Annotated in this window: 19 protein-coding genes and 1 tRNA gene; all 20 read right to left on the reverse strand. The window is 42.9% G+C overall.

Going from position 1 to position 26,129, the window contains the following annotated elements; translation table 11 throughout:
• Position 1 precedes the first annotated feature (1 nt).
• The 20 genes from K1J09_RS06295 to dnaK all read right to left on the reverse strand — a co-directional run bounded on the left by K1J09_RS06295 (position 2) and on the right by dnaK (position 26,035).
• Positions 2–820, reverse strand: a complete 819-nt coding sequence (locus K1J09_RS06295; protein WP_049547621.1) for an ABC transporter permease — start codon at positions 818–820, stop codon at positions 2–4.
• A 1-nt stretch (position 821) separates the two neighbouring features.
• On the reverse strand, positions 822–1,814 hold the full coding sequence (locus K1J09_RS06300) for an ABC transporter ATP-binding protein (RefSeq protein WP_223323535.1): 993 nt from the start codon (positions 1,812–1,814) through the stop codon (positions 822–824).
• A 219-nt stretch (positions 1,815–2,033) separates the two neighbouring features.
• Entirely contained in the window at positions 2,034–2,951 is a 918-nt protein-coding gene (locus K1J09_RS06305) for a metal ABC transporter solute-binding protein, Zn/Mn family (protein ID WP_049547623.1), read from the reverse strand.
• A gap of 20 nt (positions 2,952–2,971) precedes the next feature.
• A complete protein-coding gene (locus K1J09_RS06310) occupies positions 2,972–5,404 on the reverse strand; it encodes a pneumococcal-type histidine triad protein (RefSeq protein ID WP_223323537.1) in 2,433 nt (810 codons plus the stop codon).
• A 319-nt stretch (positions 5,405–5,723) separates the two neighbouring features.
• Positions 5,724–6,605 carry a class II fructose-bisphosphate aldolase gene (locus tag K1J09_RS06315; protein WP_223323539.1) on the reverse strand — a complete coding sequence of 294 codons (882 nt, stop codon included), beginning with the start codon at positions 6,603–6,605 and terminating at the stop codon, positions 5,724–5,726.
• A gap of 177 nt (positions 6,606–6,782) precedes the next feature.
• Positions 6,783–6,868: transfer RNA gene (locus K1J09_RS06320), tRNA-Leu, on the reverse strand.
• Positions 6,869–7,012: 144 nt separating this feature from the next.
• Positions 7,013–7,423: a GyrI-like domain-containing protein gene (locus tag K1J09_RS06325; protein WP_049547625.1), complete on the reverse strand. Its 411-nt coding sequence runs from the start codon at positions 7,421–7,423 to the stop codon at positions 7,013–7,015.
• Between the two features lie 70 nt (positions 7,424–7,493).
• Positions 7,494–9,107, reverse strand: a complete 1,614-nt coding sequence (locus K1J09_RS06330; protein ID WP_223323541.1) for a CTP synthase — start codon at positions 9,105–9,107, stop codon at positions 7,494–7,496.
• A gap of 197 nt (positions 9,108–9,304) precedes the next feature.
• A complete protein-coding gene (locus K1J09_RS06335) occupies positions 9,305–9,991 on the reverse strand; it encodes a B3/B4 domain-containing protein (RefSeq protein WP_223323543.1) in 687 nt (228 codons plus the stop codon).
• A gap of 120 nt (positions 9,992–10,111) precedes the next feature.
• Positions 10,112–10,702 carry a DNA-directed RNA polymerase subunit delta gene (rpoE, locus tag K1J09_RS06340; protein ID WP_002898937.1) on the reverse strand — a complete coding sequence of 197 codons (591 nt, stop codon included), beginning with the start codon at positions 10,700–10,702 and terminating at the stop codon, positions 10,112–10,114.
• A 92-nt stretch (positions 10,703–10,794) separates the two neighbouring features.
• Entirely contained in the window at positions 10,795–11,544 is a 750-nt protein-coding gene (locus K1J09_RS06345; protein ID WP_011837485.1) for a CPBP family glutamic-type intramembrane protease, read from the reverse strand.
• A 136-nt stretch (positions 11,545–11,680) separates the two neighbouring features.
• Positions 11,681–12,964, reverse strand: a complete 1,284-nt coding sequence (tig, locus tag K1J09_RS06350) for a trigger factor (RefSeq protein WP_125378246.1) — start codon at positions 12,962–12,964, stop codon at positions 11,681–11,683.
• A 79-nt stretch (positions 12,965–13,043) separates the two neighbouring features.
• Positions 13,044–13,607, reverse strand: a complete 564-nt coding sequence (locus tag K1J09_RS06355) for a TIGR01440 family protein (RefSeq protein ID WP_223323545.1) — start codon at positions 13,605–13,607, stop codon at positions 13,044–13,046.
• A gap of 16 nt (positions 13,608–13,623) precedes the next feature.
• Positions 13,624–14,106, reverse strand: coding sequence for an ECF transporter S component (locus tag K1J09_RS06360; RefSeq protein ID WP_223323546.1), 483 nt, complete (start codon positions 14,104–14,106; stop codon positions 13,624–13,626).
• Entirely contained in the window at positions 14,087–14,857 is a 771-nt protein-coding gene (locus tag K1J09_RS06365) for a bifunctional hydroxymethylpyrimidine kinase/phosphomethylpyrimidine kinase (RefSeq protein ID WP_223323548.1), read from the reverse strand. The genes K1J09_RS06360 and K1J09_RS06365 overlap by 20 nt, the downstream gene beginning before the upstream one ends.
• The gene (gene truA, locus K1J09_RS06370) at positions 14,847–15,596 is read right to left on the reverse strand and encodes a tRNA pseudouridine(38-40) synthase TruA (protein WP_223323550.1); all 750 of its coding nucleotides are present in this window, start codon (positions 15,594–15,596) and stop codon (positions 14,847–14,849) included. Before truA ends, K1J09_RS06365 begins: the two co-directional genes overlap by 11 nt.
• Positions 15,597–15,852: 256 nt before the next feature.
• Entirely contained in the window at positions 15,853–21,585 is a 5,733-nt protein-coding gene (locus tag K1J09_RS06375; protein ID WP_223323552.1) for a ZmpA/ZmpB/ZmpC family metallo-endopeptidase, read from the reverse strand.
• Between the two features lie 320 nt (positions 21,586–21,905).
• A complete protein-coding gene (gene dnaJ, locus K1J09_RS06380) occupies positions 21,906–23,039 on the reverse strand; it encodes a molecular chaperone DnaJ (RefSeq protein ID WP_002902364.1) in 1,134 nt (377 codons plus the stop codon).
• Between the two features lie 209 nt (positions 23,040–23,248).
• Complete coding sequence (locus K1J09_RS06385; RefSeq protein WP_002902362.1) at positions 23,249–24,154, reverse strand: hypothetical protein; 906 nt, start codon at positions 24,152–24,154, stop codon at positions 23,249–23,251.
• Between the two features lie 51 nt (positions 24,155–24,205).
• A complete protein-coding gene (gene dnaK / locus K1J09_RS06390) occupies positions 24,206–26,035 on the reverse strand; it encodes a molecular chaperone DnaK (RefSeq protein WP_002902361.1) in 1,830 nt (609 codons plus the stop codon).
• Positions 26,036–26,129: the final 94 nt, after the last annotated feature.

Below are 26,129 nucleotides of genomic sequence, written 5' to 3' on the forward strand. Positions count from 1 at the left end.
ACTAACCTCCTTGAATGGTGATAAATGACTGGACTCTTTTCCAAATCAACTGAGACAAGCCAACCATCACTAAGAGCCAGAAAAACTGAAGCAAAAGTGCTTGAAGAATCTGACTGGCATCGTATTTCCCAACAATGATCATGACTGGAGTATAAATCAAGGACGAAAAAGGCAAAAAGGACAGAATATTTGAAACAATCTTGGGAAAGAAAGCCAAGGGAATCAAGCTTCCAGACATAAAAGCCACTAGGGAATTCTTGAGTAGATTGGAACCCCAAAGATTTTTAAAAACAAAAGCTGAAAATCCAAAACAGATATTAAAGAAAAAGTTAATCAGATAGGCCAGCGTTAAGCTAAAAAGATATAGTGCAGTTAAACCCAATATTTCTACAATGCCTTGACCCGATATGATTTTCATTAATACAATGACACTTAAAAATGGAAGGCCAACGCTGATAAAAATCAACCACTTAGAACCAAGCTCGGTGAAGAGATAAGAAGCCGCAAAGTGCACCGGTCTCAGCAAGCGCATGATAATGGATCCGTCCTTGACCTCTTCTCCAATCATAAAGGAACCATCAGACCTAGTCAAAAGATTGGTCACAAAACTCATGATGATGTAGAGGGTGATATCTGCCATACTGAAGCCTTGAATCAAAGACTCCTGCGACGAATCAAAGACTGCCTTCCAAAGATAAAAAGCAACAAAAGCCCCCATGACATCGCCAATCCGATAGAGAATAAAGTTGACTCGATAGGTAATCAACTCCTGAATCCCTGCATTGATAAAGGGTTTATAACGTCTCCACAATTTGACCATCTTAGAGCTCCTTTCGGTAGAAGCGACGGATAATATCCTCAATATCCGTATCCACCATCTTCAAATCACGGACTTCAAAATCAGACAGGGTTTGCTTGATAATATCAGCCGATTGGTAGCGGGAACTATCGTATTGAATGTTGAGGCTATTTCCTTGTCTATCAATAGTCATATCAGGCAAGCCTTCATAGTGAGAAACGAGATGACTTTGCCCTGGCACCAGTTCAAAGGAAAGAGTCTTCATCTTGCCAAAGGTTTCCTTAAGCTGGCTCACCGTTCCATCAAAAATCTCCTGCCCCTTGTCAATCATAAAAATCCGATCACAAAGTTGCTCAATATCACTCAAATCATGAGTAGTCAAGAGAATGGTTGTCTCTTCCTCCTGATTGATCTGGGTAATGGCCCGACGAATGTTGTCCTTGACCGAAACATCCAAACCAATGGTCGGCTCATCTAAAAAGAGAACCTTGGGATTGTGGAGCAAGGAAGCCGCAATGTCCGCCCGCATCCGCTGCCCCAATGAAAGAGTCCGCACGGGATCTTTGATAAATTCCTTCAAATCTAAGACTTCATTCAAAAAGTCCATGCGCTTATGGAAAAGCGAGTCTGGTACATCATAAATCTCCTTTAAGACCGTGTAGGTCTCTTGCAGAGCTAAATCCCACCACAGCTGAGTTCGTTGCCCGAAGACCACTCCAATATCCTTGACATAGTCTTGGCGATTGTCCTGCGGAATCTTGCCATTAATCCGACAAAAACCAGATGTCGGTTTCAAAATCCCTGTCAGCATTTTGATGGTTGTCGACTTCCCAGCACCATTGGCCCCGATGAAACCTAAAATCTGCCCTTTTGGAACCTCAAAGGTTAAATCCTTGACCGCTTCAAAGGTCTGCTTTTCAGGATGAATAAAGGAGCGCAAAGCTCCTTTCAAACCTGGTTCCTTCACCGTCTTCACAAAATTCTTTTGAAGATGTTCTACTTCTATCATTGCCATACGTTTCTCAATATCCTATTATTCAATTCATGTTTCAGACCCTTTCCCCACCTAACTCAGGAAAATAGAATCTTATCTCCCCACTATACTACCACTTTTACTTCCAAACTAACATAGGAAATTCAAAAATAATTATCATATTTTATCACACACCAAAAAACCCACCTTTACGGGCAGGTTTCTATTTTGTAGTCTTCAGCTAGATTAAGCTTTACCTTCTCATTTCAATTCTTTAGCCAAGATACTCATGTTTTCTTCTAGATTCTCTAGGTAGTTTTTATCATTTTGGGGATCGGCTTCTAAAGGATTGAGAGTTTTCAGTCTGACTCCCGTTGACTTGACGAGCGTTTCTGCCACTTTCGACGATGCATTGCTTTCGGTAAAAATCGTTTTAACTTTATAGGTTTTCACAAATTCTTGAATTTCAGTAAGCTGCCTTGCATTTGGCTCTTGTTCAGGAGAAATCCCTGCAATACCTAGCTGCTGCAAACCAAACCGCTTTGCTAAATACGAGAACGCAGTATGTTGAGTGACGAAAGTCTTTTGCTTAGCCTTTTCAAAGATTGGTTGGTATTTTTTGGTCAATTCTTGAGCTTTAGAAATGAATTTCTTAGCATTTTTTTGATATATTTCCTTGTGTTCTTTATCGAGTTCAGATAGCTTATCTGCAATAATCTGTGCTTCTTCACCAGCTTTTTCAGGATCTAGCCAGGTATGAGGATCGTAGAGAGTTTTTTCATCAATTCCTTGGCCAGCTTCCACATCTTCCAAACCCGGTACACGTTCCAGGGGCATTCCTTCGGAAGCTTCAAGTACTTTCACCTTAGATTTTTGCAAATTTGGATCCAAGCTCCCCGCCCACGACTCTAAGGTATGTGAATGATAGACAAAAACATCCGCATCATAGATAGCAGCTACATCATTAGCCGATGGTTCAAATGAATGGATCCCTGTACTAGATTGAATCATGCGAACATCATTCAAATCACCAGATACTTCTTTAACCATGGCATAAACCGGATAAAAACTGGTCACAATCTTCAAACCTTTAGCTTGTTGTTCTTCTTTCTGAGTACACGCTCCCAGCATCAAAACTAGTATACTCAGCATTAGTAATACTGCAGTTCTTTTTTTCATACAATACTCCTTCACCTCAGCTAATCAGTTACTTCTGTACTTGACACAGAAGCTGAAGAAGCAGATTGCAGCAAGGCTAGCATTTTTTCTACTTCTGCCATGATGTTATTATTATCCATAGTCCCTAAATTAAGATTATTTCGCAATCCTGTTAAGGTCTCAGTTGCATTGGATTTCAAACTTGGATCCGTCGTCTTTTCAAGTAAGTCTTCCGCCTCTTGCAACTTAGCTTCTACTTTAGCAGTTTCAACTTGAGGTACTTCTGGCTCAGTTGGTGTTTCCTCTTCAACTTCTTCTTGAGGTTTCTCTGGGCTAACAGCATCCTCCTTGTCATCTTTTTTACCTAAAACATGATCACTTGTATTCCCCCATCCATCGCTAGACTGTGGTCGCTCATCTGGATGTTCAACATAATACTTGATAGTTGCAAATAAATCCTCTAATGTATAGCCATTAGGAGCTCGGTAAGTCTTATCATCGAACCAAGCAAATTTGATGTTGTGGTAGTGATCCTTATGAGGGATAATCAGATTACCATTTTTTACTGCTACAGTATGCTCAACATTGTAAGGCAGACGAACGAGCGGTATTCGTTTCTCTCCTTGAACACGTTCGTAGATAGCAGCCGCACTTTCTCCACTTGGATTGGCTTTGGAATCATCTGTTGGTGCAGGTGGAAGAAGACCTTTTTCTTTAGTATACGCCTGAGCAGCTGCTTTTTCTTTAGCTGAAAGACTATCTTTTCCTATCCAGTGACTGTGTCCCATATGAGGGGTCACATAAGCATCTCCTTCGTCGCTGATAATATCCCGGGCATCAAAGATATATCCATCAGATGTCGTATATTTGTCAGCCAGCTGGGCTACTCGAACTTCGGTTTCAGTATACTCAATTTGTGAATTTGCTTTGCCGAGACGTTCTGGATGATTGATAGGCGCAAGAAATGCTAATAAGTCATCAATTAATTGCACCTTATCACTTGTTTCATCATTCAAACGCTTCACTAAATCATCCAAGACTTGAAAATCTGACAAACGTCCCTTATTTTCTAGTAATTGCTGATGAGCCTGAGTCAGAAGACCATATACTTTATCGTAAAATTCTTGATTTTTCGGTTCAACTGATTCTTTCTTAGCTTGCAGGACATGAGACATGCTTTTCTGCTTCGCCAATTTATTTTCAATCGCTGTAATAATCTCTTTAGGCAAGTCTTTAGCTAAAAGATAGCGGGACACTCCTTTATCCTCTAGCACATAACCGTCAGCTATTTTCCTAACGACCTGCTGGATTAAATCCTTATCCAATGAATCCGCATGTTCCAAATTTAACTTTGGAGGAAGAATCGGTTTTAAAGCTGGTTGAGATGGAGTTAGTATCGGAGTTGGTATAGGTCTATAAGGTGTCAATCCTAACATAGGTTTATTAGGCTGACTTATAAGAGGAATTGTCCGAGCAAGCTTTTCTTCCAATGCCGACATTTGTGTATAAGGAATAAAGTGATAATGATTACCATGCGGCACTGCTACTCCATTTTGTGTTCGACTAGTAATTTGTGCTGGATCAAAGATCAAGCCATCTGATTCAACATGACGCTGACTAAGTGGAAGATTATAAAGTTGCTGAAGGAGACTCTTAACATCTTCTCCTTGACTCGGTTGATAGTTGTTTGAAATTTGAGTAAAAGTAGGTTGTGTCTGTATCCAGCCACTGCTTCCATTATTATACGAACGGCTGACTACAGTACTAGCTACTTTTCCTCTACCTGATAGGTAAGCTTGAGCTGCAGCTAGCTCACTAGGCGACAAATCACTCTTTGGGATATAGTGAAAATGATTACCATGAGGTACAATATACGCATCTCCCGTATCCTCAATAATGTCTGAAGCATTAAAAACATAGCCATCATCTGTTGTATAACGGCCTTGAGCTCTAGCTGCTGCTACTTCATTGCTTATTTTCGTAATATTATGACCATGTTCCTGCTTTTGACGATTAATCTCTTCCTTACTGCGAATATTATCCGCGCGAGCTACATCTTTCAGATAAACATAATATTGGCCATTAACCTTGATAACATATCCACCCTTGACTTCATTGACAATATCCTCAGTCCTAAGTTGATAGTTGGGATCTTTCATCAAAAGATCTTCGCTGAAAATAGCATCATATGGAACTTTCCCATTATAATAATGATAGTGATCACCATGAGAAGTGACATAACCCTGATCAGTAATTTTGATAACAATCTGCTCCGCGTTAATCCCCTCTTTTTTGCTTACTTCGTCAGGCGTTAACTCCTCAGACTTTTGAACACCTTGCTTACCATCAATATAGCTAACTCGATTGGATTTTTTAATCGAACTGTTTGCCTGATAATAACCTAACTGATGAGCAAAAAGACCCACAGTAGCAATGACAACAATTCCTGTTAAGTATTTCTTATTTTTTTCCATTGGATATCACTTTCTTTTTTGATTACATAGAATTCGCTAAAACTTATCACAATTTACAATTAACTCATAATATACCCCCAAAGAAATCATCTAAATATTTTTTTCTATAAAATATAGCAGAAACTCAATTTTTAACAACTTACTAAACTAATTAACCGGTTAATTAACTGGTTAATATTTTACTCCTCATCATCTAATCTGTCAAGATTTTTTTATTAGATTGTAAGAAAAATATTATTTATTCTTTACTTGTCCAATTATCATAATACAAAAAAGCTTATCCTTTCGGATAAACTTTTTTAAAAATATATCAAGCTTCTTAAGCTTTACCTTCTGAACCGAATACATCGATACGTTCTTCAACTGATGCTTGGATAGCTTTTATACCGTCAGCCAAGAATTTACGTGGGTCGAAGAGTTTCTTCTTGTCGTATTCTGCTTCGTTTGCTTCGTAGTCACGAGCAAATTTACGAGTTGCGTTAGCGAATGCGATTTGGCATTCAGTGTTAACGTTAACTTTCGCAACACCAAGTTTGATAGCTGCTTGGATTTGATCATCAGGAATACCTGAACCACCGTGCAATACAATTGGGAAGCCTGGAAGAGCTTCTGTCAATTTCTTCAAGTGGTCAAGGTCAAGACCTTCCCAGTTTGCTGGGTAAGGGCCGTGGATGTTACCGATACCTGCAGCCAAGAAGTCGATTCCAGTTTCAACCATTGCTTTAGCGTCTTCGATTGGAGCCAATTCTCCCTTACCGATGATACCGTCTTCTTCACCACCGATAGTACCAACTTCAGCTTCTACTGAGATACCTTTAGCGTGTGCTTTTTCAACAACATCTTTAGCCAATTTAAGGTTTTCTTCTACTGGAAGGTGTGAACCATCAAACATGATAGAAGTGTAACCAACTTCGATACACTCAAGTGCATCTTCGTAGTGACCATGGTCCAAGTGAATCGCAACTGGTACAGTGATGCCCATTGATTCTACAAGGTTAGCGATCAAGTTACGAGCAACTTTGTAGCCACCCATGTATTTAGCAGCACCCATTGAAGTTTGGATAAGCACTGGTGCTTTCTTTGCTTCTGCCGCACGCAGGATAGCTTGAGTCCACTCAAGGTTGTTTGTGTTGAATCCACCAACTGCGTAACCATTGTCACGAGCTGCTTGGACAAATTTTTCTGCTGAAACGATTGCCATTCTTATCAGGCCTCCTCTTATTTTTTGTGGTTAAACCACTTACATTGTTTATTTTATCACTTTTTCACTAAAATTGCTAGTTTTTCCTGAAATTTTAAAGAATTGCAGGTAGACACTTAGCCTTTTTAAGCGTTTCTATTGCAAAAAGAAAAAGCTGACCGAAGTCAGCTTACTTAATGCGGAGAGAGGGACTTGAACCCTCACGACCTAAAGCGGTCACAGGATCCTTAGTCCTGCGCGTCTGCCAATTCCGCCATCCCCGCGATTGAGTACCTTACTAGTATAACAGGACAGCTAAGGCTTGTCAAGAAAATTTTTGACTTTATTTCAAAAAATCAACTTTCTACTCAATCAGCAAATCTAGGAAATCTAAGCGAAAATGAAGCTAAGGCAGGGACACAGAAAACTCAGTGCTGATGAGTCGCAACAAAGACAGCCACCGTTTGGTCGGGATCGTATTTTTCAAAGTCAATAGTATAATCTCGATGAAGCTCACCTGTTTCTTCTGCCTGCCAAATCCTCTGCCAAGCATGAAGAATCGCTTGCGGATCCTCCTTATCAGCCTCAAATACTTGATAGGTCTGCTCGGATGTGTCAAAATCATAGACTTCCCCATCTGTCAAACGGCAGATAGAGAGACTATAGTCTCCTTTGTAATCACTAGCATAGTCATGATAGACAGCATAAACCGGCTCCCCTTGGGCAAAAGCTTCTTTCACAGCTCCCTCTTGTTCCTGCCAGAGAGCTTGGATTTTTTCTATACAATGCTCATCTTGAAAATTATTAGTACGAATACTAGCTAAAATATTCAAAAACATCTTCTTGCCTCCTTTTGTTTTTCATTATAACATTTCTCTAGAAAAATCGCTTATCCTAGAAAAAGCAAGTCTATCTCTCCTGACTCTTTTCTACCGCTACTGTGACAAAGGCCGTATAAAGACCTTCAGGTCGGTTCGGTCGGCTGGAAAGCTCTGGGTGATACTGACAGGCTACGAAGAATTTATTTTCTGGGATTTCTACTATTTCGACCAAGCGATTGTCTGGTGAAACTCCTGAAAATATAAATCCAGCCGCCTCAAACTGCTCACGGAAAGCATTGTTAAACTCATAGCGATGACGGTGACGGCGCTGCACGACTTCTTGATAGTCGTAAGCCGCTGCTGCCTTAGAGCCACTCTTAAGCTTAGAAGGATAGAGCCCCAATCTCAGCGTTCCACCCAAGTCTTCGACATCAATCTGATCACGCATGAGGTCAATAATCGGATACGTTGTGTCTGGATTGAGCTCCGCTGAGTTGGCATCTGCCAGCCCAAGGACGTGACGGGCGAATTCAACACAGGTTAGCTGCATACCCAAGCAAATCCCCAACATAGGAACATCCTGCTCACGCGCATAGCGGATTGCCTGAATCTTACCCTCAGTTCCTCTCTGACCAAAGCCACCCGGAACGATAATTCCATCTGCACTTCCAAGAAGATCTGCTGCGTTTTCGGCTGTTACCTGATTCGCATCAATCCAGTCAATCTTAACATCTGCATCATTGGCATAGCCGGCATGCTTGAGCGCTTCGACAACTGAAATATAGGCATCTGGCAACTCGACATACTTACCGACCAGAGCAATACGTACTTGCTTTTTCAGGTTCATCACTTTTTCTACCATAGCTGACCACTCCGTCATATCCGCTGCCGGCACATCCAGCTTCAGATGGTCACAGACGATTTGGTCCATCTTTTGCGCCTGCAAATTGAGAGGAATTTGGTAAAGATGCTCCACATCTAGCGACTCAATGACCGCCTCCGGCGCCACATCACAGAATTGAGCCAGTTTATTTTTGATGTTTTGTCCAGCTGGCTTCTCTGTGCGGATGACCAGCATATTAGGCTGAATCCCCAAACCGCGCAACTCTTTGACAGAATGCTGAGTCGGCTTGGTCTTCATTTCACCGGCTGCCTTGAGATAGGGCAGGAGGGTCGTATGGATATACATGACATTATCTGCACCGACGTCCGCCTTCATCTGGCGCAAAGCTTCTAAGAAAGGAAGAGACTCGATATCCCCCACTGTGCCACCGACCTCGGTGATAATCACATCCGAGTCCGTCGTCCGTGCAGCCCGCTTGATCTTGTCCTTGAGAGCATCCGTAATATGCGGAATGACTTGGACCGTTGCCCCCAGATACTCGCCTTTACGTTCCTTGCGCAGGACTTCGCTATAGATTTTACCAGTGGTGACATTGGAGTATTTATTGAGATTGATGTCAATAAAACGCTCATAATGCCCCAAATCCAGATCCGTCTCGGCTCCATCATCTGTGACAAACACTTCCCCATGCTGGTAAGGGCTCATGGTGCCGGGATCAATGTTGATATAAGGGTCAAACTTCTGAATCGTAACCTTGAGGCCTCGATTCTTCAAAAGCCGGCCCAAGCTAGCTGCCACAATCCCTTTCCCGATAGAAGAAACTACACCACCGGTGACAAAAATATATTTAGTTGACATACATGCTCCTTTTCATAAAACAATTCATTCTAGCAACCACGTCGTTGCTGGAAACTTATCTAGAGGAGGATTTTCCGTAATCTGTCTGAAAAAGAAAAATAGCTCCCTGAAAACAGGAAGCTCTGACCTCTAAAAGAGGTGCCCGAACAGTATGATATCGCAAACCTAAAAAATTGTCAAATATTTTCAGTCGGTTTTCATTCATTCTCACCAATACTGATAACATGTGTTTCAAATTCTAAATCAGGCATGGACTCTGCTAAATCGTGACGGATTCGCTCCAAGGCTTCCAGACGCATTTCGACAGAGGTGTTGGCATTTCCCTGAATAATGAAAATGGCGTCCTTGGTGTCCTCATCAAACTTATAATACTCGCTGTCGCGAACATCCAGCCAAGCCAAAATGCCTTTGGCATCCCGATAGACATAGTCCGTCTTGGCAACATGCTTCTCCTTGGACAAAATAGGCAGAAAAACATCTTCCTTCTGGCTTACGGTAAATTCTATCTGACCATCAATCTTATCAAAATCATGCCCACCAATAGCCAGTAGAGAATGTAGGGCTTCGACATTATAAATATCAATAATGCTATTAATACGAGGGAGCGAGCCTCGGTGCTGGATATTGCGAATCAGAGCGGGAACCGTCGGAGGATTTTTCTTGACACTGCGACCTACGCGCTGGAGTATGTCTATATAACCTTGAACTACTGGCGACTCAAGCACCTCATCCAAGTCACAGGCCAGAGCCCAGTCTTCCATTTCCTTTTTCTTTTTTAGAAATGAGGCAGACAGTTCTGCATGCGGATTGACATTCTTGGCAATCCCGATAACAACACTTTTTATGCCTAGTTCACCCAGACTCTTATCAATGACAAATTTCATAGCAGCATACCTCCATCTTTTCTTTATTAAATTTTATTAGTATTCTACACCTTCCGAACTCATATTTCAAGGAATATCAAAAGAAACAAGGAACGAAATCCCTTGTTTCTTTTGGTTGATTTATTCTTCCTCTTCGGTCTCCGTGTCTTCGTCAGAGTAGTCGTCATCTTCTTCGTTGAGTTCGACTTCTTCACCTAGATCATCCGGAGCGATTTCGTTGATTTCAGCATCGTAAGCTTCCACTTCATTCTTCTCATCGTCTGGATTTTCCTCATCGTATGAGAGAGCTGGATCTGCTTCGTAGCCGTCCTCATCTTCTGGATCGTCATCGCTGTAGTCAATGGCATCCTCGTCGCCATCCATAAAGGCATTGACGCGTTTCTTCTTACGTTTCTTAGGTGCGTCGTCCTCATCAGTCTCTTCCAAGGCGATGATCTCTTCATCCACTTCGTCGATGGCATACCATGAACGCAGGCCCCATTTATTATCTCCCAGCGGAATAAAGCTGCCGTCTACATTGAGTTCTGTGTAGAATAAAGGCAGAGCATCGCGAATCTCACTGTTTGATTTTTCCAGGTAGTTTTGAATCTCATTGACCAGATCATTAAAATACATCTCATGATCGCGGCCGCGGGCTTCCAAAATGGCACGCGCCACTTCAATCATAGAAAGCTCACTTTTTTCCTGTCCAGCAAATACTTCTAATTCCAAGGCTTTTCTCCTTTTTTGTCTTTCCTTACTATTTTACGCTAATTTCCAAAAATAGTCAAAGGGTTACCATTTATATTTTAAGTTAAAATTTTTCAAATTCCTAAAAAAACGAATCTAAGCAAATCAACTACAGCATGGGCTGTTATGGCGCTGTAGAGCCCCTGTTTCCGAAGCAAAAAAGCAAAAGGCAAGCCGAAAACAAGACTAAGAATAACGACGCTTCCTATATCAAATTTTTCCAAACTAAAGTGAATCAGAGTATGAGGCAAGGTCAGAATACCATAAACTAGCATATTCTCCATTTTTGAAAAAGTATCTTTTTTAGTCAGATAAAAGATAATAGCAAAGAAAAATAGTCTAAAAGCCACTTCTTCAAATACACCTGCGCGGAGAGCATCTAGGACAGCCTGAATAGGAAAAGAGCCTGGTAGACTGATAGGCTTGTGGGCCGAAGCGAGATTTAAAAACCCCAGCACAAATCCCACAAGAAGTCCCAAAATCAAAGCAAGAGCTGCTTGTTTCGGACTATCAAGTTTTAAAAGAGTGCTGAATTTTTCCTTTTCCTTCAATAAAAGACTGCTAGCCAGATAAGTCAGGACAGTCAAAGCAGCAAAAATAGGATTCGAGAAGACCGCTAAAAATCCCAGAATAATAGCTGTTATCCAGTCCCTTTTTGAAAGTTTGCGGTAGTTCTTAGCAATTACGGTCAGGGCAATGCCAGCTAATAAAAGGAGCCAAAAAAGCCCTGTATTATGAAATAAAAGATTGACTATTAGCCAATAGAAAATAAAAAAGATAAGAAGCAAGCTTAGCTTCAGATAAGATTTTTTACTGCTTTTCATGCTCGACCTCCTTCACGAGTTCTATGGACTAGCGACAGAGCCAGCTTTCCTTTCAACTATATACTATTATTATAGCAGATTTGCCTCTTGTTTTCTAAAAAAAGGAGGCAAGAATCATATCTTGCCTCTTTCATCTTTATTTCACTTTCGCAGTGCTTGTAATCACTTCAACAGCTTTCTTGATAGCAATGTCGTGTTTCAGCATATCTTCTGACAGCAATTGACGAACACGTTCTACTTCCATGTTGTAGTCTGTAGCCAATGAAGTTACTTCAGCTTCGATTTCTTCTGCACTAGCTTCAAAACCTTCTGCCTTAGCAACAGCTTCTACGACAAGGTTTGTCTTAGTGCGTGACTCAGCATCTGCTTCGTATTGCTTGTGCAGGTCTTCCTGAGTAGTTCCAGTGATTTGGAAGTACATGTCAGGTGAGATTCCTTGGCGTTGCATATTACCCAAGAATTCATTAACAGCGCGGTGTACTTCTTCGTGGACCATTTCTGCTGGCAAGTCAACGATTTCCGCATTTGCTACTGCTTGATCAATAGCTGCTGCTTCTACCGCATCCTTATAAGCTGTTTCCTTAGCTTCTGACAATTCTTTGCGGTACTTTTCTTTCAGCTCGTCAAGAGTTTCCACTTCTTCGTCGATATCTTTTGCAAGTTCATCGTCCAATGCTGGAACTTCTTTTTCTTTAACTTCGTGAATAGTTGTCACAAACTTAGCTTCCTTGCCTGCCAAGTCTTCTGCTTGGTAGTCTTCTGGGAAGGTTACGACAACATCCACTGTTTCACCTGCACTGTGGCCAACCAACTGCTCTTCAAATCCTGGGATGAATTGACCGCTGCCCAGTCCAAGTGAGAAGTTATCACCCTTGCCGCCGTCAAATTCAACGCCGTCGACAGAACCAACAAAGTCAATCACAACTGTATCACCGTCAGCTGCTGGACCTTCTTTGAGAACCAACTCAGCCAAGTTGTTGCGCTCACGCTCAATGCGCTCATCTACTTCAGCGTCAGTCACTTCTTTAGTAGCTTCAACAGTTACTTCCAAGTCTTTGTAAGCACCCAGCTTAACTTCTGGCTTAGTGACTACTTCAGCTTTGATGACCCAGTCTTGACCTTTTTCCATAGACTCTACATCAAACTGAGGCTGAGCAACTACTTCGATACCCGCTTCTTTGACAGCCGCTTCGTATGCTTCTGGAAGAAGAGCGTTCAAAGCATCTTGGTAGAGGGCTTCTTCACCAAAGCGTTGGTTGAAGATAGCACGTGGAAGGCGACCTTTACGGAAACCTGGTACAGCAATATCTTTTTTTACTGACTTAAATACACGGTCCAAGGCAGGCTTGATTTTCTCTTGACTGATGCTAAAAGTCAAAAGACCGCGATTTGTTTCTTTGTTTTCAAATGATACAGACATTCTGTCATTTCTCCTTAAAATTTATTGAATACAACCCATTATAGCATAATTAGAGTTTTTTTCAAAATTATTTTTCCTTTTATCCCTTCCTGATTTTATCCTCTATATAGGCCGCTCTGGCGCCGCCGATTAGCTTGGGACGGCTGGCTAAAGCCGTGACATGGGCAGCTCCCAATTCCTTGAGAATCGGTCGGATAGGAATCTGCACGTGCTTGACATGCATGCCGATAGCAGTATCGCCAATGTCCAGCCCCGCCTGAGCAACGATAAACTCCACCTCGACAGGATCCTTCATGTATTGGAAAGCTGCTAGCTGACCGCTGCCTCCAGCATGAAGAGTAGGCAGAACATTGACTATCTCCAAATCCTTCTTGTTCGCCAAGGCTCTTTCGACTACGAGGGCCCGATTGAGATGCTCACATCCCTGAACTGCCAGAAAGATATCCTTCTCTTCTAAGATATCCAGTATGGTTTTGACAATGACCTGTCCGACTTCCAGACTGGAATTCTGACCGATATGTCCTCCGACAACCTCACTAGAGGATAGACCCAGAACAAAAATATCTCCCTCGACCAAGGCAGCCTTGTCCAAAACATCTAGAAGAATCTGACGAGTGTCTGCTCCAATCTTAGCTAAGTCCATGTCTCTCTCACCTCACTTATTTCACTGTGACTGTCTTTTTCAAACTCTCTGGGAAGGCCTTGTAAAGAGCAAAACCGACCGCTAAACCAAAAGCATTCTGCATAAAATTACTTAAGATTTCGGCTAGGGCAGCCCCGACACCATTCATGATACTACCAAAGAGGGCATAGCCACCGACCATAGCTACTGCAGCCAAGACCAGCCCAAGGTAACGTTTCTTGCCCTCAAAGCCAGCAAAGAAACCTTGAAGACCATGGCAAATCAGACTGAAAATCATCCACTGGGGATAGCCAGCAACCATATCAATCAAAAAGCCTGAAAGGCCTCCGACAATAGCCGCTTCCTTGCGGCCAAAATAGAATGCTGTAAAATAAATCCCTGCATCCAGCAGTGTCAAAAATCCTGTCGCCGTTGGGATTTTCATAAAATTCCCCAAAACCACAGATAGAGCTGTGATAAAAGCTAAGATAACTAATTTTTTAACTTGATGATTTCTCATACTGAACTACCCCATATTGATCTGAGCGCTGAATCGCTCGATAAACAAAATCTTTAGAAATTTGAACTGCTGCAAGCGGAGACTTGCCTAGAAGCAACTGACTGGCAATGCTGGAAGCAAATGTGCAGCCTGCTCCGGTATTGTTGCTGGCCAGCACTGGCGATTCCATGACCTTAAAATCGCGTCCGTCATAGTAAACATCCACTGCCCGCTCCTTGCTTAAGCGATTGCCGCCCTTAATCACCACATGCTTGGCCCCCAAATCATAGAGCTCCTTGGCTGCAGCCTGCATATCCTCCAGACTTTTGATTTCTTTTTGGGTTAATAGCTGAGCTTCTGCTAGATTTGGTGTGATGATGCTGACATAAGGAAAGAACTTGATGATTTCTTCTCTCAGTGCACTGACTTCCAAGTCATGATTTTCCTTGCAAACCAGAACAGGATCCAGCACTACTGGTATATCCGCATGCTGCTTGACAAAAGCCAGAGCTTGCTCTGCTATTTCCAGATTGGGTAAAAGTCCTATCTTAATAGCAGAAAAAGGAACATCCTTGAGACTGGCTAACTGCTGGGCAAAAACCTCTTCCTCAACTGGAATGACCTCAAATCCCTTGTCAGTCATCGCCGTCAGGCAAGTCACAGCTACAAACCCATGCAGACCATTGACTGTATAGGTAGCCAAATCAGCGTGCAGTCCGCCGCCGCTGAAAATATCATTGCCCGAAAGGGCTAAAATCAACTTATTCTTCATAACGAATCCCCTTTAGATAGAGGCCGTTTGGACCAGCTGTTGGCCCTGCCAGATGACGGTCTTTCTCCCCTAAAATCCTCTGAATCTGCTCCACCGGCATGCGCTTGTTGCCAATCTTGAGCAAGGTACCGACCATATTGCGGATCTGCTTGTAGAGAAAGCCATTGCCCGAAAAAGTAAAGACTAGAAAATTACGCTCCGCATCATAGCGGACCTTGGCCTCGGTGATGGTCCGAACCTTGTCTTCCACGCTGGTCCCAGAAGCCGTAAAGCCAGTAAAATCATGCGTCCCCTCTAACTGAGCAATCGCTTCTTCTATCAGACCCAGCTCCAACGGATAAGGATAATGCGTGGCATAATGGCGCATCATAGGATTTTTGGGCCGGCCGATATCCACCAAAAATTCATAGGTTTTGCTGTGCTTATTGTAGCGAGAGTGAAAATCGTCCGACACCTGCTCCACCCTGATAAAATCAATATCTTCTGGCGTCTGTGTATCCAAGGCAAAACGCAATTTCTCTTCATCCCGTCCCTCCGGTAAATCAAAATGCAGGACTTGTCCCAGAGCATGGACACCGCTGTCAGTCCGACCTGCTCCATGAATCACCACAGGCTGGCCTTTATTGATACGGGTCAGGGTCTTTTCAATCTCTTCCTGAACACTTCTGGCATGGGGCTGCCGCTGAAAACCAGCAAAGCCATAACCATCATAGGAAATAATAGCTTTATAACGTGTCATGTGTTTATTTTAGCAGGAAAAAAAGCCCCCAGCAAGCCCTAAAAGCAGGAACTGTCCGGGGACAGATTTTTTGAAAAATATTGTATAAGAAATAGGGATAATCTGCACTTTGACTTGCCATTATACAACAAAACAACCCATCTGAATCAGACCGTCAGTGACGACACAAACAGAGCAAATTCAAATGGGTTATTGATTGCATATTGCTAAAGGTCATTATCTGCAGTTACACATGCAGCAAATCTGACACTTTTTCTTAGGAACCCCAAATGGAGTTTTCATCCATAAAGCTGTTGGTGTTCTTGAGTAATTGCGTAAAGACAGCGTACTTGAAGTCCTTGGTTGCGCGTTCATCGACACGAGACTTCTTCAAATCCTTGTCAACAGCTTCTGCAAAGCCAGCTTTCAACTCTTCATAAGTGTGATAGACTTTTCCGTTGACAGTCACTGGCTTAATACCTGAGGTTTGTGCTTTATCCACAACTTTTCTGAAGTAAGCTTTCTTGAAGGCTTCCATGGTTTCAAATTCGCCTTCAGAAATTTGCTTGATGATAAAGTTATCGCTCAAACCAGTCACCCCTTGCTCATTGGCTGTCTTACGGTGTTTATTAGAAGCATAGCTTACAAAACCTTTCTCATAGCCATAGTAACCCCAGATTCTGAAAGTATTATGCTTGAACATCAAGGCACCTGGCGCTCCAGTATTGTTTTGACCACCACCATAGATACCCGTCATAAAGTCGATCGCAATGTAACTAGAGTCGTAGTCAGCAGGGTTATAAGTTCGATTGTCAACCGCACGGTTAGACAGCAAACCTTGGTCAACCAAGTCCTCTACAGATGAAACTGACATGGCCGCTTTCTCTTCTGCCGTCAACTCTCTCACGACATCATATTGAGTCCGAGCATCTACAACCTTCGGCTCAACCTTCTTGAACCATTTAGCAGCTGCTGCATTTCCTTTATCCACAACTGCTTGACCTTCAAGGTAATCCAGCAGCATGAGAGTATCATTATAGCCCTTCATATAGTGGTCGATGTCTGCTCGGTTCTTGAAGAGACTTGGCGAGCTATTGAAAATGAGACTACCATTATTTGGACGATCAAAGGCCATATTGAGACCCAGAGCACCCCAGCCTGGCTGATCAGGAACAGGCGATTGGAGCATCCCTTGGGCATAGCCTTCTGGTCCAATCCCTTGTCGTCTGCCATGTCCGCCCAGATAAATATCTCTGTCATTGACGTGGGTAAGCTCGTGCGTGAAGACGGACACACCATATTCCGTCAAGAGGTCAAAGGCCTCGAAGTTCACACGGATTGAACCAGCAGCATGGGCGCCATAGCCATTTGACTTGTACCAGCCACCAGCTCTGCCACCAACTAGGTTAAAGAACTCGCGGGATGGTGCATAAGGATTGCCCTTATTATCATTTCCGTTGACATCAATCCAGCCACGTCCTTCTACATCAAAACCATCCCATACAGCCGTTACATTTTGCTTGACCATTCTGGACTTGATATCATCTGAGAGCAGTTTGTACCAAGTGTCTACGTGATTTCGATGCTGGGTCGCTACTTCCTTGATGCGCGCATTAAATCGTTCATCAGACCATGACCGGCGCTTGTCTCTGTTGACAAAGGCCATCGTGCTATAGTTTGACAGAATAGCTAAGCGCATATTTTTCAAGGTTAGCAGCGGAAGGATATAGTTGCTGAAATATTCAGAGTTGAGGTTATCAAAGACGCGATACTTAGCAGACTTGATCTCCTCGACTTCTGACTGGCGTTCTTCAAACTGAATAAAGCCTCGGGTTGCATCCTTGAACCATGAATCCATATCCGCAAAGTCAGTCAGCAGGCGACGGTTGTAATCCAAGTAAGCCACCAAATCACTAGACTTGGACTCAGCCTTCAACTGACGTGCAAACATATTGACATTATCTGCCCCTTTCAGTTGATTTTCTGTCGAACGACCAATCTTAATCAAGCGATCCAGCAATGGCACTTTTTCACCATAGAAGTCTGGTTTGAAGAGCACCAGCTCCTTGAGGTTGTAGTCGCCAAACTTGAGATCGTAATAACGGTTGAGATAGGTCAGACCGAGCATGATAGCCGTCTTATTCTCTTCGATTTTAGCTTTCAGAGCTTCGTTGGCTGCTGGATTGTCAGCATGGAATCTTGTCCATTCATTGGCCAGGAGCTTACCAAGCATATCCTGCAAGTTGGCTTTCACCTCAGCCAGAGATTCATCCAAGAAGAGACGCTTCACTTTGTTGACCTTGTCATTATCATTAGGCAAACCAACAGAACGATAGACTTCATCACTGTATAGTTCAAAACTCTTCAAGCTCTCAGTCAGCTGAGTCAGCAAGTCTTCTTTGACTGCGGTTGAGTGATTTGGAGTGTAGACCGTACCAAGCTCTGCAATTTGATATTCCGGCAGAGCAGTCTGTTCAAATCGTGCTTGATTTTGAAGATTGTAGATAGTCTTGCTTCCGTCTTCAAAATGGACTAAGATCTTATCTGCATCCGTTCCGCCAGCAACAAACTGATTGCCCTTCAGTGCTTGAACAGATAGGACTTTCTTGGTCAACAAGTCGCCCGCCTTACCAGCATCCACCAGCTTATTGGCTTCATGAATCAAGAACTCTTGATTGTAGAAAGGCATAAAGCGCTCTAAGTTCTGATAAAGCTGTTCATTTTCTGCCTTGTATCCTGGTTTATCTTGATAAGTACTTGTTCTCAGGATAGCAGCATTTAGCTTCTCAGTTGTTACTTCATTTGCGCTGGTTTGTTCAAGAGCCGTAATCCGATAGCTCTTGACTTTTTGCTCCGCTTCAGCTTCTGTCAAGCGGCGGAACTTGGCATCTTTTCCTGTCTTGGTTCCAGAGCTGTGTCCCTGAACACCAAAAAGGTTTTGGAGTTTTTGCCCCATCCAAGCGTCGGTAATCTCATTATCTGAGCTAAAGAGCTCTTTACCGTTTACTACTGTGGCATAGCTGACTGTGTCATTGATAGTTCCATACGGCCAAATGGAAGCAGCGATACCAGCCGCATTTCTTGAGCCTGCATCCTCCAACTTACCTTTGGCAACTGATTGCATCAATCTGCCCCAATTACCCCAGCCTGAACCTGAATAGTCAGTGAAGTTTTGAGCGACCAGCATACCTGCGTTTTGGCCACTCTTAACCCAAATATCCGCTTCAACGTAGGCACGTTTCACCAAGGACATGGCGTTGGTTCCAGCGATACCAGCTGTTACAGAATTTCCGCCTTTAGACTTAATCTGACCCTTAAAGGAGACATTTTCAACTCGAGATTGGCCTTCTATATTGTTAACCAGACCGGCAATATGGTCTCTTCCTTCCAAGTATCCTTGGACATTGACATTTTCGATTACTCCTTTATTCTTCAAGCGGGCAGCAATTGTCGCAATAGTATCGCCCGCTTGCGAATCTGGATAAACCATATTGACCCGCTTAAAGTCAATATCCTTGACCGTTCCGCCAGTAATCGTATCAAATAAAGGATGCGCCAGGTCTAAAATCGCATGGCGCTCGCCATTTTGACCGCCAATCAGCTGACCTTTGAACTCACCTGGCAGGTAAGACTTGCTGTTGGCCGGTTTGTCAATCAGCTTGGCACTGATACTGCGGCCCAGAATAAAGGTTCCCGAAGGATCTTCCTTGATGCCGTCCAAGAGGTCTTGGAAGTCATAGTAGACATTTCCTTCACGTTTCTTGGCCTTTTCCAGATAGAAATCAAAGCTGTTTTGAAGACCAGTTGCGCTTCTTTGCAGCAAGTCTGGCAGCTGAGCCTGGATCTTAAAGACAGGCTGGTTATCAACGACCACTTCCTCAATAGAGGTAACCGGCAGGACAGTGTCCTTGAACTGGTCGGATGTAAAGTGCAGGTAATATTGGTCCAGATTTGCTGGTTTCTCAGCCAGAGTAGGCATCAATTTTGTCTGGCCATTTTCAACCTTCATCAAAGCGACATTAGTGATGGACTTGAGTTCCACCTTCTTCAGATCAAGCTGGACTGTCTCTTGAGCTAATTCTTGACTTTCAGGGCCATTTCCTAAGTCATAGGACAGAGTCGTCTCAACCTTATACGGAGTATAATAGTCCAAACCACTGAAGCTAGCAGTCAGCTGGCCTGCCGCCAAGTTCTGCTCTGCTATCAGCTGGCCATCCTTCTTCAGACGAACATGAGCACTGGTAAAGGCTTGATCTCTGTCTGTCAGCTGGTATTGGACCTGAACTAACTTCTGCAATTCATCCTTCTTAACCGCTGAAACAGTCAGAGTTGGTGCTGCTTTAAGGGCCAATAAGTCGGCCAAAGCCTGCTTAAGTTGGTTGACACCCGCATCTACTTCATCTTGACTTGACGAAGTTTGATAAACCGTCGCAGCCATATTCTTAATTGCTTGCAGCTGCTGGTAGGATTGATTAGTGTAAACTCCTGGATCAACAGCCGCTGCTAAAGCTAGCTGCTTGCTCAATTCTTCTTTATTGATGCGAGCCTTGCTACCCCGAGTGACCACTGTATCAACTGCTTCATGCAAGATTCTTTCAGTTGTTTGTGGCTCCGATATGCGATTACCGTCCAAGACTTCATAGCTGGTTACAATTTCTTTTTGTCCTGGAGTTCCATCGACAGTGGTCTCTTCATCAAGGTACTTGCTATCATCTGTCTTGTTGACAACTTGAGGTTCAATCGTTTCTAGCTTGATGTCTGTATGCAGACTAGGCAGTTCTGGCTGAACTGTTGACTCACCATTAACGCCACCTGTGTATTCTGGCAATGCTGGCTCAACTGGAGCCACATCACTAACTGTAGCTACTGGAGCATCATAGACTGGATTGTCTGCTTGAACTGCCGATTCGCCGTTAACACCACCCGTGTATTCTGGCAAAGCGGGCTCAACTGGAACCGTGTCACTAACTGTAGCTACTGGAGCATCATAGACTGGATTGTCTGCTTGAACTAGCGATTCGCCGTTAACGCCGCCTGTATATTCTGGCAATGCTGGCTCAACCGGGGCTGTGTCTCCAACTGTACCAACTGGGGCAGTATAGACTGGAGTTTCCGCTTGAACTAGCGACTCACCGTTCACAGCACCGCTGTACTCTGGCGAGGCAGGTTCTTGTAAACTTTCCCCTTTTGACGTTTCTATAGGTGGATTTGACGGTTGAGAAGCTGGACTAGGATTTGGAACTGGAGTTGGGGTTGGAAGATTCCCTATCTGGCCAGAATCACTTTCATCAGGATTCAGCTGATACAGCAACCCTGCTTGAGCAGCTCGATCAATAGAATCAGAATCCTCTTTTGCAGCTTCTGACACTTCTGCTTGCGCTTGAGCTTCTTGACCAGCTGACAAAGAGGTTGGCTTGGTCTCTGTCAAAGTACGCAAATCAGAAGCTGTAAAGTAACCGATATAGTTATAGCCTGCAATAGTCACATCCGCTTCAGAAACTGCTGACGAAACCGCAACTTGACGGTTATAGGAAAGCAATTCCCGATTTTCTAGCGCAAACGCTTGAGGAGACTGTAATAGAGTCTGTCCCAAGCTGCCTAGCAAAAGCACTCCTAGTAACTTACCAGATTTCTTTCGTGAGAATACCAAGACAGCCAAAATAGCCGTTCCCGCAAATAAGCCGAGAAGCGGCTGACCGTTATTTCCTGTACTCGGCAAGACAGTTTGCCCATCTTGCTTCCGATAAATCAAGTAATAATTTTCCCCTGTTTGCAGATTTTCAGGCAGACCTTTCTTAATCAGACCTTTTTCCTGCTCTGTTAGCTCTTGCTCTTCAACATAAGTATAGTGAGCAGTCGCACCGCCTCCAACTTCATCCGCAGCAACAGTCGAACTGGACAAAGAGCTCCCAAAAATCAGAGCTGCAATGGCAACTGAGCCCACACCGACAGACAATTTGCGAATCGAATATTTCTGAATTCGCTCCTGCACTTTTTCAAAACGTTTCACTTTATAAATCCCCTTTTTCCTAAAATGTATAAAGTTAATCTCCCATTATCTTCCTAACCAACTCCCCAGCAGGCTAAAAAGATGCGTTTTATACATATAGTATTATCATATATCTTTTAGGAAATTTTTACAATAGATTTTACTTAAAAAAACAATTAATTTTTGTAAAAGTAAATAGAGAAAATCTCTTTACGCTTTTTATTGTGAATTTCTTTTAATTAAAAGGCTGATTAGAGCTGCTCTCTTACTTGACTACATTTGCCAAATGTCCTTCTAGAAAACATAAAAAGAACAGCATTAGGCTGCTCCTTTTTATATGATTACAAATCTTCCAAGGCATCTTTCATTTTGTCGAAGAAGCCTTTTTTCTTAGGATTGACCGAGATATTGCCAGCATCCGCAAATTCTTTGAGGGCCGCTTTTTGACGGTCGTTGAGGCCAGTCGGTGTCACAACATTGACAGTAACATACTGGTCACCCATGCTTCCACCACGCAGACTCGGTGCTCCCTTGCCACGCAGGCGGAAACGCTTGCCAGTCTGTGTTCCTTCTGGGATATTCAGCTCCACATCCCCGTGAACAGTTGGGATATCCACACTGTCACCAAGAGCCGCTTGGACAAAGTTGAGATTGAGCTTGTAGTAAATGGTAGAGCCATCTCGCTCAAACTTGTCACTCGGCTCAACTTGGACCACGACATAAAGGTCACCATAAGGACCGCCATTAAAGCCTGCTTCACCTTGACCAGACAGACGGACCTGCTGACCAGTTTCCACACCAGCAGGGATCTTCACCTTGACGCTGTGAGCCTGTTTTTCATGACCCGTTCCGTGACAGGTTTCACAAGGACTTTTGATTTCTTTTCCTCGGCCGTGACAGACATCACAGGTCACTTGCCGACGCATCATGCCAAGCGGCGTCTGGGTATCGACGTTGATGACACCTGAGCCATGACAGCGACCACAGGTAACAGGACTAGTTCCTGGCTTAGCACCAGACCCGTCACAGGTACGACAAGTCGCTTCGCGGTTATACTTGATTTCCTTCTCAGCTCCGAAAATCGCTTCTTCAAAGCGGAGATTCACACGATACTGAAGATCATCCCCTTGGCGCGGAGCATTAGGATTACGCGAAGCACCGCCACCAAAGAAGCTAGAGAAGATGTCTTCGAAACCGCCAAAGCCGGAGCCATCAAAGCCACCGAAGCCGCCTGCACCACCGCCAAAGCCACCATTAGCTCCCGCTGCACCGTATTGATCATAGGCTGCCCGCTTTTGCTCGTCGCTCAGCGTTTCATAAGCCTCTTGGACTTCTTTATATTTGTCCTCCGCCCCAACTTCCTTATTAATGTCGGGGTGGTACTTTTTAGATAATTTCCGATAGGCTCTCTTGATCTCATCCTGAGAAGCATTCTTAGAGACACCTAGACGGTCATAATATTCTGTATTGTTCATAATTCAAGATACAAAGGGCGTCAAACGGACACAGCCAAAATAGGAGTTTTGACGACGGACGTTTGCGTCCTAGAAAAAACTATCTTTTTGGCACAGTCCGTAGCCCGTGTTCAGTTGCGAACACTCATGTTCCTTTCTATTAATGTTGTGAAACGAACCTGTGATTTGGATCAGATTCTGTTTCTTTTGTTTTTTGAAAAAATTGAATTTTAGATTTTATCATTCAGATAAGTCAAATTCAATTCTTTAACTCCATAAGCTGATAAATTTATATATTTACCATTTTCACTTTCACAAGAAATAGTATCATTTTTAGATATATAAAAATCATATTGTAGATTTCCATTTTTACTATTACGAACAGGAACCTTTTTTATCAACCTTTTCAATTCTTTACCGCTAATTTCACAACCCTGATACAAAACACCGACTTTCGTAAAAAATATAATTCTATCATCGTCATTAATATCACTAAGCATGTTTTGCCTTAGAGTATACCAAGTTTTCCATTTTATTACTGAACTTGTCGAATGCACCCCATAATTTTTACTATAGCGAACAAATGAAGTACTTGTTTTCTCTTTTGAAGCAATTTTAGTCTTTATATCATAAATAGACGTCGAAGCAATTGCTTCTTTATAATCATCCTCAACTTCAGATTCTACTACATAATTATTTGAATCATCATTCTCAAATTTACTACTAACATACTCTAGATATGTGATTAAAAATTTGTTCGAGGAATTTTCAGTTTTCCCTCTCATATCCTCAATATGCAATTGACATTGCTTAATAATCTCAAGTTCATCCTCCCTATCTATATAAAATTCACGAATTTCATCAATATCCTTTAACATCTGTAAATTTTTTTCATACTCTATTTTCGATTTACTATGGCGCCACGAATAAATTCCCGCAATACCAGCCACTATAGCCACTAAGGTCTCTGAGGAAAAAATAACTTTGATTAAGGTTGGACTAGTTTCATTAATCTCGTTAAAACAGAACGTTAAGCCAATGAATATTATTAGTATAATAATCAGAACAGATAAAAGCAGTAACAAAAAATCTTGTCTTAGCCTTTGTATTGTTTTACAACACCACTTCTTAAACATTTTACTCCTATAAGAAACTAGAACAGCTTAAGCTGCTCTAGTTATTCAACTTTATTTCTCAGTAAACTCTCCGTCTACAACATCGTCGTCTGCTTTAGTTGAGCCTGCGTTTTCAGCTCCTTCCGCTCCTGCTTGGGCTTGTTGAGCCGCAGCAGCTTGTTCGTAGAGTTTCACTGCCAACGCTTGAGCTTTTTCGTTGAGAGCTTCCAATTTCGCTTTCATGTCGTCCAAGTTATTATCTTCTTGCGCTTTCTTAAGTTCATCAAGAGCAGCTTGGGCAGCGTTACGCTCTGCGTCGAAGCCTTTGCCTTCAGTTTCCTTGATAGTCTTTTCAGTCGCAAAGATAGCTTGGTCAACTTCATTACGAAGGTCAACTTCTTCCTTACGTTTCTTATCTGCTTCAGCGTTTGCTTCTGCATCCTTCATCATGCGGTCGATTTCTTCGTCAGTCAAGCCACTGTTAGATTGGATGACAATGTGTTGTTCTTTTTGAGTTCCAAGGTCTTTAGCCTTAACAGATACGATACCGTTCTTATCGATGTCAAAGGTTACTTCGATTTGAGGGATTCCACGAGGAGCAGCTGGGATATCTGTCAATTGGAAACGTCCCAGAGTCTTGTTATCTGCTGCCATTGGACGTTCACCTTGAAGAACATGGATATCAACGGCTGGTTGGTTGTCTGCTGCTGTAGAGAAGACTTGTGATTTAGACGTTGGAATTGTTGTGTTGCGGTCGATCAGCTTAGTGAAGACGCCACCCATTGTTTCGATACCAAGTGACAATGGTGTTACGTCAAGAAGGACAACGTCTTTAACATCACCAGTGATAACACCACCTTGGATAGCAGCACCCATAGCAACTACTTCATCAGGGTTCACTGATTTGTTTGGCTCTTTACCAGTTTCAGCCTTAACAGCTTCTACAACAGCTGGAATACGAGTTGAACCACCAACCAAGATCACTTCGTCGATTTCTGACAAGCTCAAACCTGCGTCAGAAAGAGCACGACGAACTGGTTCTTTAGTGCGCTCTACCAAGTCACGAGTCAAATCGTCGAATTTAGCACGAGTCAAAGTCATTTCCAAGTGGAGAGGTCCAGCGTCACCAGCTGTGATAAACGGCAAGCTGATTTGAGTAGAAGTCACACCTGAAAGGTCTTTCTTAGCCTTTTCAGCTGCATCTTTCAAGCGTTGAAGCGCCATCTTATCATTTGACAAGTCGATGCCGTTTTCTTTCTTGAACTCAGCTACCATGTGGTCGATAATCTTTTGGTCAAAGTCGTCACCACCGAGTTTGTTATCACCAGCAGTTGCCAATACATCAAAGACACCATCACCCAACTCAAGGATTGAAACGTCAAAGGTACCGCCACCTAAGTCAAAGACCAAGATCTTTTCTTCTTTATCTTGTTTGTCAAGACCGTAAGCAAGGGCTGCTGCAGTTGGTTCGTTAACGATACGTTCTACTTCAAGACCAGCGATTTTACCAGCATCTTTAGTCGCTTGACGTTGCGCATCGTTAAAGTAAGCTGGTACTGTGATAACTGCTTTGCTTACTTTTTCACCAAGGTACTCTTCTGCATAACCTTTCAAGTACTGCAGAATCATAGCTGAGATTTCTTGCGGAGTGTATTCTTTACCGTTAGCAGCTACTTTTTCAGATGTTCCCATTTTTGATTTGATGGAAATGATTGTATCTGGGTTTGTCACTGCTTGACGTTTTGCCGCATCACCAACGATGATTTCACCATTTTTGAATGACACTACAGATGGTGTTGTGCGATTTCCTTCTGGATTTGCAATGATTTTGCTTTCAGTTCCTTCAAGAACTGCAACTGCTGAGTTTGTTGTACCTAAGTCAATACCGATAATTTTAGACATATTTTTACCTCTTTTTACTTTAATTTATTTTCAATACTCTTTGGTTCGCTTCGCTCATTAAAAGCAAAGCTGAACGAATGTTTTCTTCCTTCAT

Origin of the sequence: Streptococcus sanguinis (assembly GCF_019928825.1) — a bacterium.
Lineage (GTDB): Bacteria > Bacillota > Bacilli > Lactobacillales > Streptococcaceae > Streptococcus > Streptococcus sanguinis_L.

What these genes read in the sequence shown, in the direction of transcription:
- K1J09_RS06295 (WP_049547621.1), bottom strand. Translation starts at nt 820, where the DNA reads ATGGTCAAATTGTGGAGACGTTATAAACCCTTTATCAATGCAGGGATT.
- K1J09_RS06300 (WP_223323535.1), bottom strand. Translation starts at nt 1,814, where the DNA reads ATGGCAATGATAGAAGTAGAACATCTTCAAAAGAATTTTGTGAAGACG.
- K1J09_RS06305 (WP_049547623.1), bottom strand. Translation starts at nt 2,951, where the DNA reads ATGAAAAAAAGAACTGCAGTATTACTAATGCTGAGTATACTAGTTTTG.
- K1J09_RS06310 (WP_223323537.1), bottom strand. Translation starts at nt 5,404, where the DNA reads ATGGAAAAAAATAAGAAATACTTAACAGGAATTGTTGTCATTGCTACT.
- K1J09_RS06315 (WP_223323539.1), bottom strand. Translation starts at nt 6,605, where the DNA reads ATGGCAATCGTTTCAGCAGAAAAATTTGTCCAAGCAGCTCGTGACAAT.
- K1J09_RS06325 (WP_049547625.1), bottom strand. Translation starts at nt 7,423, where the DNA reads ATGTTTTTGAATATTTTAGCTAGTATTCGTACTAATAATTTTCAAGAT.
- K1J09_RS06330 (WP_223323541.1), bottom strand. Translation starts at nt 9,107, where the DNA reads ATGTCAACTAAATATATTTTTGTCACCGGTGGTGTAGTTTCTTCTATC.
- K1J09_RS06335 (WP_223323543.1), bottom strand. Translation starts at nt 9,991, where the DNA reads ATGAAATTTGTCATTGATAAGAGTCTGGGTGAACTAGGCATAAAAAGT.
- K1J09_RS06345 (WP_011837485.1), bottom strand. Translation starts at nt 11,544, where the DNA reads ATGAAAAGCAGTAAAAAATCTTATCTGAAGCTAAGCTTGCTTCTTATC.
- tig (WP_125378246.1), bottom strand. Translation starts at nt 12,964, where the DNA reads ATGTCTGTATCATTTGAAAACAAAGAAACAAATCGCGGTCTTTTGACT.
- K1J09_RS06355 (WP_223323545.1), bottom strand. Translation starts at nt 13,607, where the DNA reads ATGGACTTAGCTAAGATTGGAGCAGACACTCGTCAGATTCTTCTAGAT.
- K1J09_RS06360 (WP_223323546.1), bottom strand. Translation starts at nt 14,106, where the DNA reads ATGAGAAATCATCAAGTTAAAAAATTAGTTATCTTAGCTTTTATCACA.
- K1J09_RS06365 (WP_223323548.1), bottom strand. Translation starts at nt 14,857, where the DNA reads ATGAAGAATAAGTTGATTTTAGCCCTTTCGGGCAATGATATTTTCAGC.
- truA (WP_223323550.1), bottom strand. Translation starts at nt 15,596, where the DNA reads ATGACACGTTATAAAGCTATTATTTCCTATGATGGTTATGGCTTTGCT.
- dnaJ (WP_002902364.1), bottom strand. Translation starts at nt 23,039, where the DNA reads ATGAACAATACAGAATATTATGACCGTCTAGGTGTCTCTAAGAATGCT.
- K1J09_RS06385 (WP_002902362.1), bottom strand. Translation starts at nt 24,154, where the DNA reads ATGTTTAAGAAGTGGTGTTGTAAAACAATACAAAGGCTAAGACAAGAT.
- dnaK (WP_002902361.1), bottom strand. Translation starts at nt 26,035, where the DNA reads ATGTCTAAAATTATCGGTATTGACTTAGGTACAACAAACTCAGCAGTT.